Source organism: Solibacillus sp. FSL R5-0691 (genome assembly GCF_037974225.1).
GTDB lineage: Bacteria > Bacillota > Bacilli > Bacillales_A > Planococcaceae > Solibacillus.
This window is the reverse complement of record NZ_CP150231.1, coordinates 272,000-290,321: the sequence shown is the minus strand read 5'-3', so window position 1 is coordinate 290,321 and position 18,322 is coordinate 272,000. Positions and strand designations below refer to the sequence as shown.

15 protein-coding genes are annotated in these 18,322 nt (G+C 41.1%); 4 read left to right on the top strand and 11 right to left on the bottom strand.

Going from position 1 to position 18,322, the window contains the following annotated elements:
- Position 1 precedes the first annotated feature (1 nt).
- From MKY51_RS01465 to MKY51_RS01415, 11 genes are all read right to left on the bottom strand, one after another.
- Positions 2 to 1,006: a 3-oxoacyl-ACP synthase gene (locus tag MKY51_RS01465; protein ID WP_339174866.1), complete on the bottom strand. Its 1,005-nt coding sequence runs from the start codon at positions 1,004 to 1,006 to the stop codon at positions 2 to 4.
- Positions 1,003 to 2,028 (bottom strand): branched-chain amino acid ABC transporter permease, encoded by a 1,026-nt coding sequence (locus tag MKY51_RS01460; RefSeq protein ID WP_339174864.1) that lies wholly within the window; start codon positions 2,026 to 2,028, stop codon positions 1,003 to 1,005. The genes MKY51_RS01465 and MKY51_RS01460 overlap by 4 nt, the downstream gene beginning before the upstream one ends.
- Before the next feature lie 4 nt (positions 2,029 to 2,032).
- On the bottom strand, positions 2,033 to 2,896 hold the full coding sequence (locus tag MKY51_RS01455) for a branched-chain amino acid ABC transporter permease (RefSeq protein ID WP_339174862.1): 864 nt from the start codon (positions 2,894 to 2,896) through the stop codon (positions 2,033 to 2,035).
- Between the two features lie 13 nt (positions 2,897 to 2,909).
- Positions 2,910 to 3,617, bottom strand: coding sequence for an ABC transporter ATP-binding protein (locus MKY51_RS01450; protein WP_339174861.1), 708 nt, complete (start codon positions 3,615 to 3,617; stop codon positions 2,910 to 2,912).
- Complete coding sequence (locus MKY51_RS01445) at positions 3,610 to 4,368, bottom strand: ABC transporter ATP-binding protein (protein WP_339174860.1); 759 nt, start codon at positions 4,366 to 4,368, stop codon at positions 3,610 to 3,612. The genes MKY51_RS01450 and MKY51_RS01445 overlap by 8 nt, the downstream gene beginning before the upstream one ends.
- A gap of 93 nt (positions 4,369 to 4,461) precedes the next feature.
- Positions 4,462 to 5,715: a substrate-binding domain-containing protein gene (locus tag MKY51_RS01440; protein WP_339174858.1), complete on the bottom strand. Its 1,254-nt coding sequence runs from the start codon at positions 5,713 to 5,715 to the stop codon at positions 4,462 to 4,464.
- A 552-nt stretch (positions 5,716 to 6,267) separates the two neighbouring features.
- Entirely contained in the window at positions 6,268 to 9,399 is a 3,132-nt protein-coding gene (locus MKY51_RS01435) for a BTAD domain-containing putative transcriptional regulator (RefSeq protein ID WP_339174857.1), read from the bottom strand.
- Between the two features lie 165 nt (positions 9,400 to 9,564).
- Positions 9,565 to 9,747: an amino acid transporter gene (locus MKY51_RS01430; protein WP_339174856.1), complete on the bottom strand. Its 183-nt coding sequence runs from the start codon at positions 9,745 to 9,747 to the stop codon at positions 9,565 to 9,567.
- Positions 9,748 to 10,212: 465 nt separating this feature from the next.
- Positions 10,213 to 10,890 (bottom strand): GNAT family N-acetyltransferase, encoded by a 678-nt coding sequence (locus tag MKY51_RS01425; protein ID WP_339174854.1) that lies wholly within the window; start codon positions 10,888 to 10,890, stop codon positions 10,213 to 10,215.
- Entirely contained in the window at positions 10,891 to 12,000 is a 1,110-nt protein-coding gene (locus tag MKY51_RS01420; RefSeq protein WP_339174853.1) for a dipeptide epimerase, read from the bottom strand.
- Between the two features lie 19 nt (positions 12,001 to 12,019).
- Positions 12,020 to 12,631, bottom strand: a complete 612-nt coding sequence (locus MKY51_RS01415; RefSeq protein ID WP_339174852.1) for a flavin reductase family protein — start codon at positions 12,629 to 12,631, stop codon at positions 12,020 to 12,022.
- 808 nt (positions 12,632 to 13,439) lie between these two features.
- Here MKY51_RS01415 and MKY51_RS01410 point away from each other — a divergent pair.
- The 4 genes from MKY51_RS01410 (at position 13,440) to norA (ending at position 18,273) form a co-directional block, all read left to right on the top strand.
- Positions 13,440 to 14,714: an OFA family MFS transporter gene (locus tag MKY51_RS01410; protein ID WP_339174851.1), complete on the top strand. Its 1,275-nt coding sequence runs from the start codon at positions 13,440 to 13,442 to the stop codon at positions 14,712 to 14,714.
- A gap of 148 nt (positions 14,715 to 14,862) precedes the next feature.
- On the top strand, positions 14,863 to 16,047 hold the full coding sequence (locus MKY51_RS01405) for a YbfB/YjiJ family MFS transporter (protein ID WP_339174850.1): 1,185 nt from the start codon (positions 14,863 to 14,865) through the stop codon (positions 16,045 to 16,047).
- Between the two features lie 118 nt (positions 16,048 to 16,165).
- On the top strand, positions 16,166 to 16,999 hold the full coding sequence (locus MKY51_RS01400) for a MerR family transcriptional regulator (RefSeq protein WP_339174849.1): 834 nt from the start codon (positions 16,166 to 16,168) through the stop codon (positions 16,997 to 16,999).
- A 110-nt stretch (positions 17,000 to 17,109) separates the two neighbouring features.
- Positions 17,110 to 18,273: a multidrug efflux MFS transporter NorA gene (gene norA / locus MKY51_RS01395; RefSeq protein WP_339174848.1), complete on the top strand. Its 1,164-nt coding sequence runs from the start codon at positions 17,110 to 17,112 to the stop codon at positions 18,271 to 18,273.
- Positions 18,274 to 18,322 lie beyond the last annotated feature (49 nt).

Here is an 18,322-nt window from a genome sequence, read left to right as displayed (position 1 = left end):
ATTAAGCCCCCCACTTTACTGTAATGGCACCCCATGCATAACCGATACCTGCACTCACTAATGAAACAATTTGCCCTTCCTGCAGCTTCCCTTCTTTACGCGCGAGGCAAAGAGATAAAATCTGATCGATTTGCCCGATATGTCCGTAACGTGATAGATAAATCGAATTTTCTTCTGAAAGGCCGAGCTCTTTTAACACATAGTCATGTGCAGACTTTTTCATATGGAGCATCGCAACATAATGTAAATTATTTTCGCTATATCCACTTTTCTGCAGTGACTGGCGAATCACCTTTAAAAAATTGCTTAATGATTTCTGCTCCAAACGAAGCTTCATACCATCAGGATCGAGAACGTCCAATATATAGCGCCCTTCCCGAATATGATCAACCGTCAAAGGTTCCTTTGTACCTCCAACCGGAACAACGACATCTTCCGAAAATGAACCGTCTGTAATAAGCGAGGCTTCCAGTACTTCGTGTCCGCCCACGTTCTTTTGTAAAATCATCGCACCTGCACCTGCGCCTAAATTGAACATAAAACGTGTCCGCTCATTTTCATAATCGATAAAATCATGGTTGCGGTACCCGCCAGCCAATAGCACGGTTTTGACGGAATCATCGGCTAGCATTAAGCTTTTCGCCACTTTCATCGCCATAATGGCTGTACCGCAACGAAGCTGGACATCGAACGCCCAAGCATTCACCGCCCCGATTTCTTCCTGAATTTTAATCGCAGCCGTCCATAACGGGTACTCTTTATGCTCTTCCCCGATATAAATAACGACATCAATATCTTTTGCATCCACTTGCGCTTCGGAAATCGCTTCCTTTGCCGCTTTGACACTCATTTCAACCGGATGATCATTTGGACCGGCAACGACCTTTTCAATAATGCCCATTTTCGTTTCAACGACAGCTGCTGGGATATTTGCCTTCTCCGCAATTTGGGCACCGGTCATTCTTCCTTCAGGTAAATACATTCCTAATCCAGTTATTCCGATCATCGTTGTATCTCCTTTTCGCGAAGCTTAACAGATGCCTTTGTTTTTTGTCCCTTTTTCATCTTCCACTCATGGTAGCGCATTGAGACCGTACCGACGATGCCTCGCGGGAAGAAGATAACCGCTAAAATGTACAGAATACCGAAGAAGATAATCCAGCGTTCAAAAATCGGATAGTCTCTTGCAAGACCTGATAAGTAATGCTGAGCAAACTCGATGACACCTGCACCAATGATTGGCCCGATTAACGTCCCGACTCCGCCGATGATCGTCATCATCAGTGCGTCGAGTGTAATGTCCATTGTCAGCACACTCGTATTGACGAAGCGCAGCGATATCGCATAAAGCGAACCTGCCAAACTTGCAACGGCACCCGCAATAACGGAAGCGATGATTTTATAGCCTAACGTTTTAAATCCGAGCGAGCGTGTACGTTGCTCATTTTCACGAATCGCTACAAGCACTTTTCCGAATGGTGACGCAACAATTCGTTTCAGTAAAATGAAAATGACAACGAGGCAAATGAGTACTAAAAAGTAAAAATACAGTCGCTCACGAAACAGTTCCGGTGCACGGAATGTAAACCCGTCATTCCCTTTCGTTACCGTACGCCACTTTTCCGCCAGCACTAAAAACAACCCTGAAATCGCTAACGTAAACATTGCATAAAAGTGACTTTTCAAACGGAGCGTCAATGCACCGCTTATTACACTAATAATTGCGGATAGCACGATACCGACTACAATCGAAGCAGCGAATATACCGATTGACGGACCGAAATCGCTCAGCATGATCGCGGTCGTATACGCACCAATCCCGAAAAACATCGCATGACCGAATGAAATAATGCCCGTGTAACCTAGTAAAATATCGTAACTCATCGCAAGTATTGCAAAAATACAAAACTGCGTTAATAAAATTGTCATCGTTCGAGAATCGAGTACAAACGGTAATACGGCCATGATTCCTACTGCGACTGCATACACTAAATTTGATTTTGATAAAATTAATGGCTGTTTTAACATTGAATCACCCCTTCGCAACCGTGAATAAGCCTTGTGGACGGAAAATCAGGACACTTGCCATTAAAATCATATTGACCGCAACAGATAGAAACGGCACATAATACGCCATAAAACTTCCGGCAAGCCCTACTAAAATCGCTGCCATCAATGAACCTTGGAAACTTCCCATTCCACCGATGACTACAACGATAAATCCTAAAATCGCATATTCCATGCCCATTTCCGCATACACAACCCCTGAATACGGAGCCATCAGCATTCCGCCTAATGCCGCTAGTGCCGCACCGCACATAAAGACAAGTAAAAATACACGCTTAATATTGATACCTAGTGCCTGTGTCATTTCCCTGTTCATAACACCAGCCCGAACAATTAATCCGATTTTCGTACGATTTAAAATGAAGTACAGAACACCGAATAAAGCAAACCCTACAACGATAATGAAAATCCGGTATTTAATAATCGTCAAATCGCCAATTTGCCAGCTGCCCGCCAAGTAAGAAGGAACTTTAACAGGTACACCGTTTGGCCCGAATACGACCTTGATCATTTCCTGCAGCACGAGCATGAACCCGAGCGTAATCAGAATTTGCTGTACGTGATTTCCGTAAACCGGCTTAATAATGAGCTTTTCTGTAATAAATCCAAGAACTAGACCTGTAAGAATCGCGACTATAATTCCGACTATAAAACTGTTGCTCCATAAATAGGTGAACACCCCTGTATAGGCACCCCATACGAACAGTCCGCCATGCGCAAAGTTCAGTACGTCCATTAGCCCGAATATAAGCGTCAATCCGGCTGCCAGTAAGAAAATAAGCATTCCTGTCGCTAGTCCATTGATTGTTAAACTGATTATTAGTTCCATCCGCTTCCCCTCCTCATCCGATTCCTAAATATTTACGCTTAAGCTGTTCGTCTTCGATTAAACCTTGCATTTCCCCTGATTGCACAGTCCGCCCGTCATCGATCAATGTGAATGTATCGCCGATTTTACTCGCCATCATAAAGTTCTGTTCGACAAGCACGATCGATGTATGCTTTTTCATTTCCGTAATAGCTTCCATTACTTTCTCGATTACAATTGGCGCAAGACCTTTGGATGGTTCGTCGATTAGCAGCAGCTTGCTGTCGTTGACGAAAGCCCTTGCCATCGCAAGCATTTGTTTTTGACCACCCGATAAATTGCCGCCTTGCTTTTTCCAGAACTTCTTCAAATCCGGGAATAACTCTAAAATGTATGCCTGCTTTTGCATTGTCGCATCCGTTTCTTTGCGGATTGCCACTTTCATGTTTTCTTCTACTGTCAGCTGCCCGAAAATGCCTTGATCCTCAGGCACATAGCCAATACCGCTATTCGCAATATCATATGGCGTCATTTTCGTAATATCTTTCCCATCGAATTGAACCGACCCTTTTGCTGCCGGCGTTAATCCCATAATCGTGCGGAGTGTCGTCGTTTTCCCAGCACCGTTCCGCCCCAGTAAAACCGAAACTTCCCCCGCCTTCGCTTCAAAGTTGATGCCCTGCAAAATATGATATTGAGAAATAAAGGTCTCCACACGCTCCAGCGTTAAAATATTACTCATATGCAAGGCCTCCTAAATACGCTTGTTGTACTGTTTCATTGTTCATAATTTCTTCCGGCGACCCGTCTGCTAACAGCGTACCGTTGAACAGCACCATAATCGAATCGGACAGGTCGATAATCATATCCATTTTGTGCTCGATCAGTAAAATCGTTTTATCGCCGCGCTCCTTAATCGAACGAATCACATCCAATATTGCAGGGACTTCTTCCAATGACATGCCGGCTGTCGGCTCATCCAATAGTAAAATTTCAGTATCAAGTGCCAGTAACATTCCGATTTCCAGTTTCCTTTTTTCACCGTGGGAAAGCTGATTCGCCACCTGATGCATTTTGTCGGTTAATAGCACTTGTTCCAAAATTTCAACCGCTTCATTTGTAATCTCTTTATATTTCAAAAAATGATTAAGCATATGGAAGCGCACTTTTCGTTTCGATTGCACGGCAAGGCGCACATTTTCCAGCACTGTTAAGTTCGGAAACACATTCGTAATCTGAAATGACCTTCCAATCCCTAATCGCGTCCGGTCTACCGATGACTTTTTTTGAAGTGATTGCCCTTTAAAGAACACATCGCCTTCTGTCGGCTCCAGCTCACCGCTAATTAAATTGAAGAAAGTCGTTTTCCCCGCACCGTTTGGCCCAATAATCGATTTAAAATGCTTTGCTGTCATTTCAAAATTAATGCCGTCCACCGCTTTATGCTCGCCGAATTTAATCGATAAATTGTTTGTCTTTAAAATCGGTTCCATCATCTCACCCTCTCGTAGTTGATTTCCTAGTGCTTCTTATAACAAAAGGCTGTCTTGAAAGTTCAACACTTTTTAGACAGCCTCACTTATTTACTAGTTTAAAATAGGAGGTTCCGTTTCTTCTGGCAGTAATTCACGTAGCAATACCGGTACCGGATAGTCAAAATCCGCTACTTTTTCAAGGCGAATTGCGTACATAGTCTGCAATGCCTGGTGGTCTTCTTCACGGAATGTCATCGTTCCTTTCGGTGTTTCAAATGACATACCTTCCATTAATGGAATTAACGTATTCCCATCCGCATCTCCACCTGATGCTTTCAGTGCTTCTACAATCGCAACTGCCGCCGTAAATCCGCCCGGTGTAAATAAATCAGGAACTTCACCGTTGAAACGTGCTTTATGTTCTTCTACTAACCAATCATTCACTTCATTTTTCGGTAGTGTATGGTGGTATACAGAGAACCCTTCCATTCCAACTAATGGCTCCATAAACTGAAGTGCAATAATGTCCGGTGCACCCGTTGAAATTTTAATGCCTTTTTCCTGCAGTTTTAAGTCCGCAATTTGATTCCAAGGAGAGTTCGCACCCGCCCATACTACGAATAAGAAATCCGGTTTCGCATCAATAATTTTTTGCAAGTTAGACGTGAAGTCTGTTGCAGCCGGATCTGCATATTCTTCTAATACAATTTCAGCACCTAAACCTTCAGCTGCTGCTTTAAATGCCGATACACCATCCCAACCGAATGAATAATCCGGTGCGAACGTTGCGATTTTTACACCTTCTCCAGCAATTGCCGCTGCTGCTGCATAGGCATCCTGTGAAGAGTTACGCGCCGTTCTGAAAATGTACGGGTTAAATTCCGAACCTGTAATACTGTCAGCTACTGCTGGTTCTACAATCATAATTTTCTCGTATTCTTCTGCTAGTGGAAGTACCGCCAATGTGTCACCTGAACTTGATGAACCAACTAAGAAATCAACCGCGTCATCCTCTAATAGCTTCGTCGCCTTCTGAACAGCTACTTCAGGCTTCGTTTCTGTATCTTCCCAAACAACTTCGATTTTACGACCTTCCACTTCCATCGTGCCTTCAGTCGCATATTCAAGACCTAACTCGAATCCGTTTTTCGTCTGCTTCCCATATGATTCAAGAGCTCCCGTCAACGATGCCAGTACACCGACTTTAATCGGAGTTGTGGATGCAGCTGTCTCCGTTGTTCCGCTCTCTCCTTGCTCAGCTGAATTTGTAGTTGATGAATCATCGCCGTCTGTTGAATCACTGTTACATGCAACCAATAAGAAAATCGATAATACCGCAAAAATTAACCATAAACGCTTTTTCATTCAATGTCCCTCCTAGCAAAATTTTCAGCATAGCTATTTGCTTAACCGTAATGTAACATCGCGAAGTTACAAATGAGTTACATTTGAGGAGAAGGGCCTGGGAAGCGGGAAATGCGGAGGTTAGTTCTAATAAAAGCCGAATCGTACTAATAGAGGTTGGTTTCTTCTAATAAAAATGAATTTGTTCTAATAAAAAATAATTTGTTCTAATATAATTGCGATCTTCTAATATATCGTGCGGTTGTTCTAATATCAGTTCGAAATGTTCGAATATCGGTGCTCAATCTTCTAATATCCGACCGCCTTGTTCTAATAAGCGGTTCATTTGTTCTAATAAAATTACAGTAAGGACTTTTTCCACCTCATTTACAGGTAATCAAGGCTACATTTCAGCTTTCTTTCAAACATCTTCTAATATGTTCTTCATTTCTTCTAATATCCCTCGAACTTCTTCTAATAACGCAATCAAATATTCTAATAAAACCGCGCTGTCACCCTAATAAAAAAAGCCATGTTGACATGAATCTTCAACATAGCTCTCCATCTATTTATTCACATCTTCAATACAAGCTCATACAGTCGCTCGGTCGGTTCCATCGGCGTGATCTTATATTGGTCGTCCAGTACATCTACACAGCGCTCATAATATTTGATTGCTTCCCGGCGGTTCCCTAAATAGTAATGACCGAGCATTAATAGCCGGTAGCCTTCTTCATGACCATCATCCAGCGCAATAATTCGGTCTGCCCAACGGATCACTTTCTCAAACTGCTGCAGGCGAACGTAGTTTTGGGCGACACGCTCTAAAATGAGCAGTATTTGTTCATTATAATGCGCCTGAATAGGTTCCAGCCATTCCCGTTCCATGTCAGAACAGAACTCTCCATCCACAAGCCGCATCGCCAGCTTCAGCCATTCATTTGAAAGCTTGGCTGTTTTTTCTTCCAGTCCGCGCTCCACATAATACGTGAAATGGGCAACATCACTATGAATCCAGCGATCTTCCAATTTATATAAATGCTGATGGCGTTTAATAAAATTGCTTTCCTCACGCGCTGATCTTGTCGGCTCCAATGTTTTTAACATCGCATTAAAAACAACTTTAAAATCCCGCTGCATCGCTTCTTCGTCCTGCTGCCAAATCGCATCGCAAATTTGCTGGCGCGATACAAACTGCTCCCGGTGAATATATAAATACAAAAACAGTTCCTTCGCTTTCAACCGCTTCCACTCTTTATCCGGAATCATTTCATTTTCACGGTAAATTTGCACAGGACCAAATAACGTCAACGATAGCTCCGTACTTGGCGCTGCATTTACATTTAACTGGCTAAATACGAGTGCCTCCTGCTGCAGCTGTTTTGCGAGTTGAACAAATACGATTAAATAACGCGGTCCAAAAAGGGTTTTTTTCTCCATGAAAAACGGATAGTAACTCACACATAATTCCCAAAATCGATGATGATATATTAATGCGTTTTCCTGATCATTTAATTTGGCATAACAATACGCCAGCCAAAATGAACAGATCATCTGGCCATACGTATCCTCACTGCGCTCATAATAAGACAGTGCCTGTTTTGCTGTATCGATCGCTTCTTCAAATTGACTGTTTTCTGCCAGCACTTTCGTCAATGCCGTCAACAGCAACGCCGACATCCAGAAATCCTGTACTTTATTCGTTTCCCTCAGTCCGATTTGTGCATGGCGCTTCGCCTCAAATACATTATCGCGGTGATATAAAATAAGCCCCATATAACACTCGGCAGTAATGCGCTTTACATGAATGAGATTGAGGAGCTCAAGCGTTTCATCAAAACAGCCTTTCGCACGTTCAAAATCTTTCATCTCCATATTCAGCAATGCCAGCCCTTTACGCAGCTTTGTCAGCGCAAGTGTATATGGCATATCGACGAGTGCTTCTTTTCCGCCTTCAATAATTCGGCTATAGGCCTGCGTATTTTCACCCATCAATACATCGATCAAAACAAGAAGTAGATCGGTCGTGCGGTGTGCTTCTTCCCATTGGAACGGCTTGGAAACACGCATATTCAGCAACTCTTTCGCTTTATCCAGCTGACCGTGGCGCAAATAAAGACGTGCATCGATATTGTTAATGCTTAACTGCAGGTTTTGAGACTGGCTCCAGCGCAGTGCCTCCCCCGCTTTCCCTAAGTTAATCAGGTTTTCGGTGTATAAACTATTAATAAGATGCCGTTCTGTCTCACTCACATCTACTTCATTCAATAAGCTGATCGCCTGCTGTAGATGATGTTCCGCAAAAACCGGCTGAAGTGTATCCAAATAAATATTGGCCAGCCCAAACTGTGAACGCATTAAAAATAACCGGTCCTGCTGCAGCTGCGCTTTTATAAAGCATTCATTGTATGCATTCTTTGCCCGTTCATATTGTGCGCGGTAACGCTGACATTCCCCTTCATAATAAAGAAGCTGATAAGGTTTTTCTTCAATCGCAAAATCCTTCAGCCGTTCCAGTAAAAATTCAAATTGCCCTGCTTCAATAAACTGTGGCGCAAATTGCATCAGTAACTCGATATAGTACCGGTTGTTTTTCAGCTGGGTTGCATGTGTAACCGCTAATACACCTAAATTTTGATCGGCGTAATACCGTGCCGCCTGTTCATGATATTCCTCATGCAAATCCGGATAATATTCACTCAGCCGCTGCTGTAGAAACTGTTGAAACAGTGCATGGAAACGGTATTTTGTTCCCCCTGCCAATGGTGTGATAAATGCAAGCTCCTCCAACTTCGGCTTCACCTGCTGGATCCATTCCGTTCCATAAAGTTCTGTAATGACATCAAGCGAAATCACTTGATGAATGCCCAACTTAAGAAGCTGAAGCTGCAGTTGCTCATCCAGCTTATCGAATACTTCCGCGGAAAGGTACGCAAAGAAATTCCCGACCGATCCTTCCGCGATATCGATGAGCTGTTCCTGACTATATTTCGCTTTATAGCCAAGCAGCATAACCGCCATCGCCCAGCCTTCAGTCATTTGCATAATGAATTCGCTTTGTTCGTCCGTTATTTGCCGATCAAAAAATGCTTCAAATAAATATTGAACATCTTCTTCCGCAAAAGTAAATTCCGGCTCCAAACATTCTATCAGCTGATTATTCATACGTAGCGTCAACAAACAGCTCCACTCAGGCATTTTCCTCGTTGCGACAATGATATGGAGGTTGGCAGGTAAAAATTGAAGCAGCTGATTCATAATGTAGTTGATCGGAAAGACGTGTGACACATGGTGATAATCGTCCAGTACAATTAAAAAAGGTTCTTTTATATGATGCAGCTCATTGGCGATCTGTTTTGAAAGCTGCAGTAACTCTTCCATATTATGAAACTTTAATGTCTCATCCCAACCTTTTAACTTTTCGCCGAACGATGGGAAATGCTGCTGAATACTATAGATAAAATGACGTAAAAACGGAAATATAGAGTCATCATCCGGCGTAATCTGATACCAGGAGGATTTTGTTTTCTGGTCGTTCAAAAATTGACTAATAAGCGATGTTTTCCCGTAACCTGCGCTACTATGTAAAATGGTACACTTTGCATGCGGCCAATCCGAAAGCTTTTTCATTAATTTTGCTCGTCTTAAATAGTTGTTGACTGGTGTCGGAGGTATAAGTTTCGAGACAAAAATATGTTGCTCCATGCTTCCCACCCCATCTGTAGTTAATTACAAATATATTAACATAAAGCAGAAAATTATTCTTAAAAATACAGAATTTAGATAAAACGTGATTAATATATAGTATATTAATCTTTCGTGTTGAATATTATATCTACTTAAAGAAAATAAAAAATCCTCCAGGTTATCCTAGAGAATTTTGTCCAATAGTATTAGTAAAATCATTATAGTAGCAGCAATTGCCATGAAACCGAAGAAAAAATAGCCGATTATCCGGATCGGTTTGGGCATTTGCTTCATATTATAAGAATTTGGTGAACCTACATGCTTTTGATAATGCTCATCCGCATCATTGAACGGCTTTTTCTCCATCAAAATCACTCCTTCCCTTTTCTTATATATACTATTTTTCCGTACAGAAAGTTTCAAATATGTAACAGCTATATTCTTCATTATCTAGCTCCTCATGTATGAAAACCTGTATGAAAATGAATTAAATATATCATTTTTATATAGAAATGAAAGCGAAACCAATGCCTATAAATATAGATTTCACGGGATTTATTGCAATTTCGACAAGATGTTATCTCTTCAAAAAACACTTTACTTAATTTTCTGAATATTTTATAATTATGAAAAGGAGTTGATACACATGCCAAACTATACTTACATTGCATCTGACGAAAATGACGTATCTTACCTATACGAAGATAACGGTGATTGCTACGATCTAGATTGCTTTGACGACAATGATATTTAAAGGAGTATTCATACGACATGGACGGAATTAAATCGATAAAGGATGTGGCGATTAACTGATTATCGCCACATCCTTTATTATTTTACATATTGTATCAGCCAGTCTAGCCCATCCGCTTTCATCGATATACCGATATAGCCTGATTTAAGAAGCTGCTGCTGCGCCTCTGTATTTTCCATTGGGACAAACTGCTGTTCAGTCCACTCATACTCCTTATAAGGAAGTGACTTCATAAATACATAGCGCAGTTTCCCGCCATACTTCAGCTTCAATGCTGCTATATGCATATTTTGCGAAAACTTGTCCTTTAAACTTGCGATATTGCCTGGCATGACCGTTGCACAAACTGTATTAAATTTCGATTCATCCACTTGCTGCATAATGATGTCCGCCATCGTACGCTGCAGACGATAACCGCGATAATCTGGATGGACATTGGAAATTTCCTGATACAGCACTTTTCGCAGTTCTTCCTCTGTTTTCAAGCCAATATCATAGCCTAAATGTTCTTCATCAATCATTGGTTCCAGCAGTGCCCGGAATGCAATTAGCTTTCCTTCAACGAAAACCCCGATCATCAGCCCGTTCCCGATTAAAATAAAGCTCAGCTCTTCATGATCAAGCGGCTGCAATATTGCTTTATCCGGCAGTGCATCGACTACCTCCTGCTGCAAAGTGATCAGTTCCGGAATATGTGTTTCATCCAATAAATACACTTCATATTGTTCATTCCCTAATAATCCTGTTGCGATCATTTACTGCACCACACTATGTTCACGTGTTAAGTCCGCTAAAACCGATTCGTCCACATCGACACCTAACCCTGCCCGCTCATTCAACTGAATAAAAGGAACATTATATTGAAGGTTTCCGATATCTTTCGAGAATTTTAACGGTCCGGTTAACTCTACACTCGTAAATACTTTGTTCGAAAATGCAACATGGAAACCTGCAGCAGAACCAACCGACGACTCGACCATTGAACCGATTTGGCATTCAATTCCCGCCATTTCCGCCATATGGGCAAGCTTCATCGCGGGATACATTCCTCCACACTTCATCAATTTAATATTCACTTTATCCGCTGCACGCTTCGCAATAATTTCGCGCATTTCACGTACACCGCGTAAACCTTCGTCAATCATGACAGGAATCGATGTTTTCGATTTAATTTCAACCATGCCATCAATATCATCTGCACGTACCGGCTGTTCAAGCCAGTCGATGTTCAATTTCTCCAGCTCACGAACGGCTTGCATCGTTGTCGAACTGTTTACCCAACCTTGGTTAACATCAACGCGAATCGCAATTTTCTCCCCGACACGTTCACGTACTGCTTTTATGCGGGCAACATCACTGGCTACATCGCGTCCGACTTTCATTTTAAATGAGTTGTATCCCATTTCCACACGTTCTGCTGCTTCATTTGCCATCTTTTCAGGTGTTCCGATGCTTAACACATGTGTGATCGGGAACTTCTCATAGTAACGTCCGCCTGTTAACTGGTAGGCAGGCACTCCAAGTTTTTTCCCAGTCAGATCAAAGCAAGCGATATCGATTGCCGCTTTGGCAGCCGGAGCACTGTAGATAAGCGCATCCATTTTGGCGTGGATCTTTTCAAAATTCATTGGGTTTTCCCCAATCATTGCTGGTGCCAGCGTATGTTTTAATACAGCATACGTGCCTTCCAACGTTTCACTTGTCACATGTTCATCCGGCACTGCTTCTCCCCAGCCGACTAAACCGCATTGTGATGTCATCTTTACAATAATGGACGGCATGTTCGGATAAGTTCCGTAACTTACGATAAACGGTTCAATTAACGGTAACTCAATATTAAATAATTCAATTGATTTGATTTGCATTGTTTGTTGTTCTCCTTCATTACTCCGGACGCTTCATTGTGAATTGCGCACCGATTTTTGCATAGTCACTTCCAGCAAGACGGCTGATCGCGCCAAGCCCTTCCGGATCTATTCGACCTTCTTCATACAGACTTTCTTCTATATGATAGTACACGACTTTTCCGATAATCAGATCACAGCCGACAGTTTCATCATCGCCGCCAAGTTCCAGTGCTTTTTCAAGGACACATTCCAGTCGGACTTTCGCTTCCTTCACACCCGGGACATCGATTTTTTCGCTCTTTACTAATGTCATTCCCGCAAGTACTACTTCACTTTCGTTTGGCGACAAGTTCGCTGCAGTTTCATTTACTTGCTTTACATTATCAGTATCGACAATATGAACAACAAATTGCTCATTTTCACAAATATTTCTCGCTGTATCTTTTTGTTCCCCTTTTTTTCGTTGGATACTTACCGAAATCATCGGCGGATTTGAAGACACAATATTGAAGAAACTAAAGGGTGCCGCGTTTACAACACCTTCTTTGGAAACGGATGTGACAAATGCAATCGGTCTTGGAATAATGGAACCAATCAAAAACTTATAATTTTCACGTTCGGATAATAGTTTTGGATCTATTTTCTTCATAAAAATTCGCCTCTTTTCTTATCACTAATTTGACTTTAGAGAACAGAACGTAACACGTCAAATAATTTCTTTAAGTATAAATAGAGGCTAAGCATTTTTATACATATCCCTCCAGTTCCATTTTTTATGTGAATTTCAGCCCCTATTTACAGGATTTTTTAAGGTAAATAAAGTAAAGAATCTCCTTCATCTCTCGAAAAAATTTCTTTTTTAATCAAAATTCTTCGGCGTAACTTCAAAAATTCTATAATAACTCAACTGTTATAAACAGTTTCACCTAATTCTTTTAAATTAATAATAACAATAGTTTTTCAGGGCTAATTTGTAAGCAAAACGTTGATTTATCAATGCATAAAGTATTTTTCGAGTTAATTTCACGTGTATTAGTAACTGTTATATTATGAATCCAAAAGTATTTTCAGTTCATCTCATTTAAGCATATAAGAGAAAAAATGAGCACAATTAAGTATTTTTAGTTATTTAAATACGATTTATTATAGTTTACAATATTATCCTCTTCTTCAAAGATTGTTATACTGAACTAATACTAAAACCTTGCAAAACCTTGATTTATCAACGTTATTACGCATTTTGACCATCAAAAAATATTTACTTTAAGCACAATTTCATTACACGAAAGAGAAATATATGTTTTTTCGAGATAATTATTTCTAGTAAATTCTACTTGCGCAAAATAATAAGTTAGTGTTAAGTTTATGTACATGGACGTTCATATTTTTGACATAACTACTCCAAGTAGAGAAATGTCGTATAACTGATATTTATTTTTGTGTGAGGGGGAATATTTTTGAAAAAGAATCGTTGGTTAATTGCTGCATCAGCAATCGCTATTCACCTTTCAATCGGTGGAGCTTATGCATACAGTGTGTATAAAAATCCAATCGCCGCAGAGCTTGGGTGGGATGCATCGCAAATTACAATCGCGTTTACAATTATGATGGGGTTAGCAGGTTTTGCTGCCGCACTATTTGGTAGTACAGTAGAGAAATTAGGACCGAGAAAAGCGGCGATGGTTGCTGCAGTACTTTTTGGTTTAGGTCAAGGTGGCGCAGGGATTGCCATCGCTATGGATTCGGTTGTTTTATATTGGTTAACTTACGGGTTATTAAGCGGTCTCGGGATGGGGATCGGTTATATCGCTCCAGTATCAACACTTGTTAAATGGTTCCCTAACCGTCGTGGTTTAGCGACAGGGATGGCTGTATTAGGATTCGGTTCAGGTGCATTAATTACAGCGCCGGTTGCCGTAAGTCTAATGGATGCTGTAGGAATTTCTAACACGTACTTTATTTTAGGTATTAGCTATTTTGTATTAATGATGATTGGCGCACTTTACATCGCTCCACCTAAACCAGGTGAAGTAGAGGAAGCTGTCGCTACAGGTAAAACAAAAGCTCAGGAAATCGCTCAAATGTCAGCACGTGAAGCTGTTCGTACGAAGCAGTTCTGGATGCTTTGGGCAATGCACTTAATTAACGTTACATCTGGTTTAATGATGATTTCCGTTGCTTCGCCAATGTCTCAGGAAATTGCGGGCTTATCAGTAGCTGCGGCTGCAACAATGGTTGGGTTAATGGGATTATTCAATGGTGGCGGTCGTTTACTATGGGCTGCTGGATCTGACTATATCGGTCGTTCTAACGTCTTCGTGATCTTCTTCACGATTCAGCTGATTGCCTTTATTACATTACCGTTTACGACAAATGCACTTCTTTTACAACTATTCATTTTCTTAGTAGTTAGTTGTTACGGCGGTGGCTTCTCGAACTTACCAGCATTTGCGAGTGATTTATTCGGTACGAAGCAACTTGGCGTAATTCACGGTTATTTATTAACAACTTGGTCACTTGGTGGTATTTTTGGTCCGATTATCGTATCAACAATTCACGAAGCGACAAACAGCTATATTCCAGTGTTCTATTTATTCAGCTTCTTAATCGCAATTTCTTTAGGTATTTCTTTACTATTACGTTCAGATTTAAACAAAAAGAAAAAACAGCGTGCACAAGAAGAAGCAATTGCCAACAGCAAAGGGAAACAGGGAGCACCTGCTCATTCATAAGGGGATTATATAGAGATGAACGGAAGTATTTTACTTCCGGTTCATCTCTTTTTATTTTCTTCTCATTTCTGCAAGTATTTTCTCTATTACTCTTGAATTTAACAGTGTTACAATCAACGTAAGGGATGTTTTTCCAGGGGGGATGTTCATGAACCGTCAACATTTCAGTGTTATTTTAGGGGGAATTTTATTATTAGCTGTTGCTATGGGGATTAGCCGTTTTGCTTTCACACCGATTTTACCGTTCATGCGTGTTGATGAAAACTTATCATTTTCACAAGGCGGTTGGCTCGCATCAAGCAATTACATCGGATACTTCATCGGCGCTTTAGGGGCCGGCTTTGTATTTAAGTCAAAAAAGAACTTCCTATTAATAAATGTTTTTCTGAATGTATTCTCCATCATTTTAATGGGATTGGTTGAATCTTATTTAATCTGGATAGTGTTACGTTTTATCGCCGGCTTAACGAGCGGCTTTATATTTGTTCTAACCTCTAGTATTGTAATGGATTATTTAGCGGCAAATCTTTTAACGCGCTGGAGCGGCTTTTTGTTTAGCGGGATTGGATTGGGTATCGCGTTATCGGGTCTTTTCGTACCATTTTTCGAAGCCAGCTTTAATTGGCAAGGTTCATGGCTTGGGCTTGGTGCATTATCCATCTTATTTTTAATAACGACAACTTTTTTATGGCGGCATTTAACCGTTGCAAATCATATAAAAGAACCAAAGTCTGCGGACAACAATATTTGGCGCGGCTTTATGCCATGGCTGATTATCGCATATGGCTTGGAAGGACTCGGCTATATTATTACAGGCACTTTTTTAGTCGACATTATTTATAATATCGAATCATTACGTGCCTATGCCGGCTATAGTTGGGTACTGGCCGGGCTCGCTGCTATTCCGTCGGCACCAATCTGGATGAAGTGCATGTCCCGCTTCTCTCCGGTTTCGATGATGACTACCGCCTATTCTTTGCAGATCATCGGAATTCTGCTTCCTGTTTTAACACAATCAGCATGGAGCGTACTCGTATCGGCAATGTCGTTTGGTTTTACGTTTGTCGGACTCGTAACGATGTCGACTTCCTATTCCAGACAGCTGTTTCCAAAGCAAAGCAATTATGTCGTATCGGTACTGACTACGTTCTATGCGATCGGGCAAATTATCGGACCAGTCATCGCGTCTCGTCTTGAAACGCATTTCCATACGTATAAAGCACCCCTGCTGTTTGCAGGCGGCACCGTGACACTCGCACTTGTCCTGTTACTCTTCGGCTATTTCTACAGCAGGAAAAGTCCTGTTCATCTAGCCACGGATATGAAATATTGAATGTACATCACATCTCATGAGTTATTGGGGTGTGATTTTTTCTCGTCCCTAAAATAATTTACCCCTATCCCCCATTAATGGTACGATACCGATAACATTATACTTCGGAGGACACTCTATGGAAGAAAAACATTACTCAATCGGTGAGGTTTCCAAACTGACGAATATCTCTATTCAAACATTACGCTACTACGATCAGATCGGCTTATTCAAACCTTCCTATGTCGATCCTAAAACAAATTACCGCTACTACAAAGACTCGCAATTTTATCATTTGGACATTATTAAATCATTGAAGTATATCGGTGTGTCATTGGAGGAAATTAAAGCAGCGCAGCAGTTTACCCCTGCCGAGCTCCTCTCCTTTTTGCAGCAGCAGGAAAGTGTCATTGAACAGCAAATGACTCGCATGTACGAAATTCAGCAGTCCTTGTATAAAACGAAAAGGCAGATGGAAGAACAACTCGCAATCGATGTGATGGATACGGTCTATTTCAAAAATGAAGAAGCGGTACGTATTTTATCGATTGAAACAAACGAACTGACACCGTACTATATTCCAAATACGTACTACAGTTCCTTAATTAAAACTTTGGAAGTTGAAAACAGCTTGCTGAGCAATCGGTACGGATGTATTTTTCCTTACGAGCAATACGACAGCCTGGATGACCTGCATTACAGTCATGTTTTCACGCCTCTTATTACAGACCGGTATATTACCCATTTAACATCTGATATGGACGTGAAAACGATACCTGCCGGACGCTACGTATGCATTGCATTCATTTTTGAACGGGATACGTATTTAACACAATATCAAAAGCTTTATCACTATATAGAAGAGCATCAGTTACAGGTTGTTCCGGTTGTCTATGAAATCTTCATGCCCCTTAACTATTCTCCAAACGAAGAAGACCAGTTTATTGTGGAATTAAAAATTAAGCTACTTTAACTAATTTTACTTTTACTTAAATCTGTTCTATTGACTCTATAGCTACTGTAGGGTTTATGTTAGGAAGTGCGGATTAATGATTTTTCACAACTTAATAAGGAGCAATAACAATGAAAGACTATAAAATAACATTAGGGTTACTATTATTAAACCTGTTCATCGCTTTTCTCGGAATCGGTTTAGTAATACCGGTACTCCCAACTTTGATGAATGAACTGCAATTAAGCGGACAGGTTATCGGCTATTTAACAGCAGCATTCGCAATTGCACAACTGATTGTTTCACCGCTCGCTGGTAAAGCGGTTGATAAATACGGACGTAAAATTATGATCGTCCTCGGATTATTTATTTTCGGTATTTCGGAATTTCTATTCGGTTTAGGAAAGACGATTGAAGTTCTTTTCATTTCCCGTGTATTGGGCGGGATCAGTGCGGCATTTATTATGCCTGCTGTAACAGCATTTATTGCAGACATCACGACAATGGAAACACGTCCAAAAGCGCTTGGCTACATGAGTGCAGCCATTAGTACCGGTTTCATTATCGGGCCTGGCATCGGCGGATTTTTAGCCGACTTCGGTACACGCGTGCCCTTCTACTTTGCAGGGGCGCTCGGTACAACAGCAGCAATTTTATCGATTATTTTACTGCGCGAACCGGAACGTAATGCGGAAAACGCGGAAAATGCACCCGTACAAACGTCCGGGTTCAAACGGATTCTAGAGCCGATGTACTTGATCGCCTTCATTCTGATTTTTGTTGCGTCATTTGGACTCGCGGCATTCGAATCGTTCTTCAGTCTGTTTGTCGACCATAAATTCGGATTTACGCCTATGGATATCGCGATCATTATTACAGGTGGTGCAATTTTCGGAGCAGTTGCGCAAGTAGTACTCTTTGACCGGCTTGCACAAAAATGGGGAGAAATTAAACTCATTCGCTACAGTCTGATTATATCGGGGATTCTCGTATTTTTAATGACCGTTGTCAGTTCATATTTTGCTATTTTACTTGTTACATGTATCGTCTTTATCGGCTTCGACCTATTCCGTCCTGCCGTTACGAGCTATTTATCAAAAATAGCCGGCAATGAGCAAGGTTTCGTCGGCGGAATGAACTCGATGTTCACAAGCTTGGCCAATATTTTCGGTCCGATTATAGGCGGGATGCTATTCGATATTGATATTAACTACCCATATTACTTTGCAACGGTTGTCATCTTCTTCGGTATTCTGTTAACATTAATTTGGAAGAAACCTGCATCGTATATGTAATTTTTTCTGTCTTTTGCAATAGATTTATCTGTTTTACAAGTAAATTTGC

Coding starts and splice junctions, on each gene's coding strand:
- MKY51_RS01415 (WP_339174852.1), bottom strand. CDS start 12,631: ATGAAGAAAATAGATCCAAAACTATTATCCGAACGTGAAAATTATAAG.
- MKY51_RS01445 (WP_339174860.1), bottom strand. CDS start 4,368: ATGGAACCGATTTTAAAGACAAACAATTTATCGATTAAATTCGGCGAG.
- MKY51_RS01420 (WP_339174853.1), bottom strand. CDS start 12,000: ATGCAAATCAAATCAATTGAATTATTTAATATTGAGTTACCGTTAATT.
- MKY51_RS01465 (WP_339174866.1), bottom strand. CDS start 1,006: ATGATCGGAATAACTGGATTAGGAATGTATTTACCTGAAGGAAGAATG.
- MKY51_RS01460 (WP_339174864.1), bottom strand. CDS start 2,028: ATGTTAAAACAGCCATTAATTTTATCAAAATCAAATTTAGTGTATGCA.
- MKY51_RS01425 (WP_339174854.1), bottom strand. CDS start 10,890: ATGATCGCAACAGGATTATTAGGGAATGAACAATATGAAGTGTATTTA.
- MKY51_RS01440 (WP_339174858.1), bottom strand. CDS start 5,715: ATGAAAAAGCGTTTATGGTTAATTTTTGCGGTATTATCGATTTTCTTA.
- MKY51_RS01450 (WP_339174861.1), bottom strand. CDS start 3,617: ATGAGTAATATTTTAACGCTGGAGCGTGTGGAGACCTTTATTTCTCAA.
- MKY51_RS01435 (WP_339174857.1), bottom strand. CDS start 9,399: ATGGAGCAACATATTTTTGTCTCGAAACTTATACCTCCGACACCAGTC.
- MKY51_RS01400 (WP_339174849.1), top strand. CDS start 16,166: ATGGAAGAAAAACATTACTCAATCGGTGAGGTTTCCAAACTGACGAAT.
- norA (WP_339174848.1), top strand. CDS start 17,110: ATGAAAGACTATAAAATAACATTAGGGTTACTATTATTAAACCTGTTC.
- MKY51_RS01405 (WP_339174850.1), top strand. CDS start 14,863: ATGAACCGTCAACATTTCAGTGTTATTTTAGGGGGAATTTTATTATTA.
- MKY51_RS01430 (WP_339174856.1), bottom strand. CDS start 9,747: ATGGAGAAAAAGCCGTTCAATGATGCGGATGAGCATTATCAAAAGCAT.
- MKY51_RS01455 (WP_339174862.1), bottom strand. CDS start 2,896: ATGGAACTAATAATCAGTTTAACAATCAATGGACTAGCGACAGGAATG.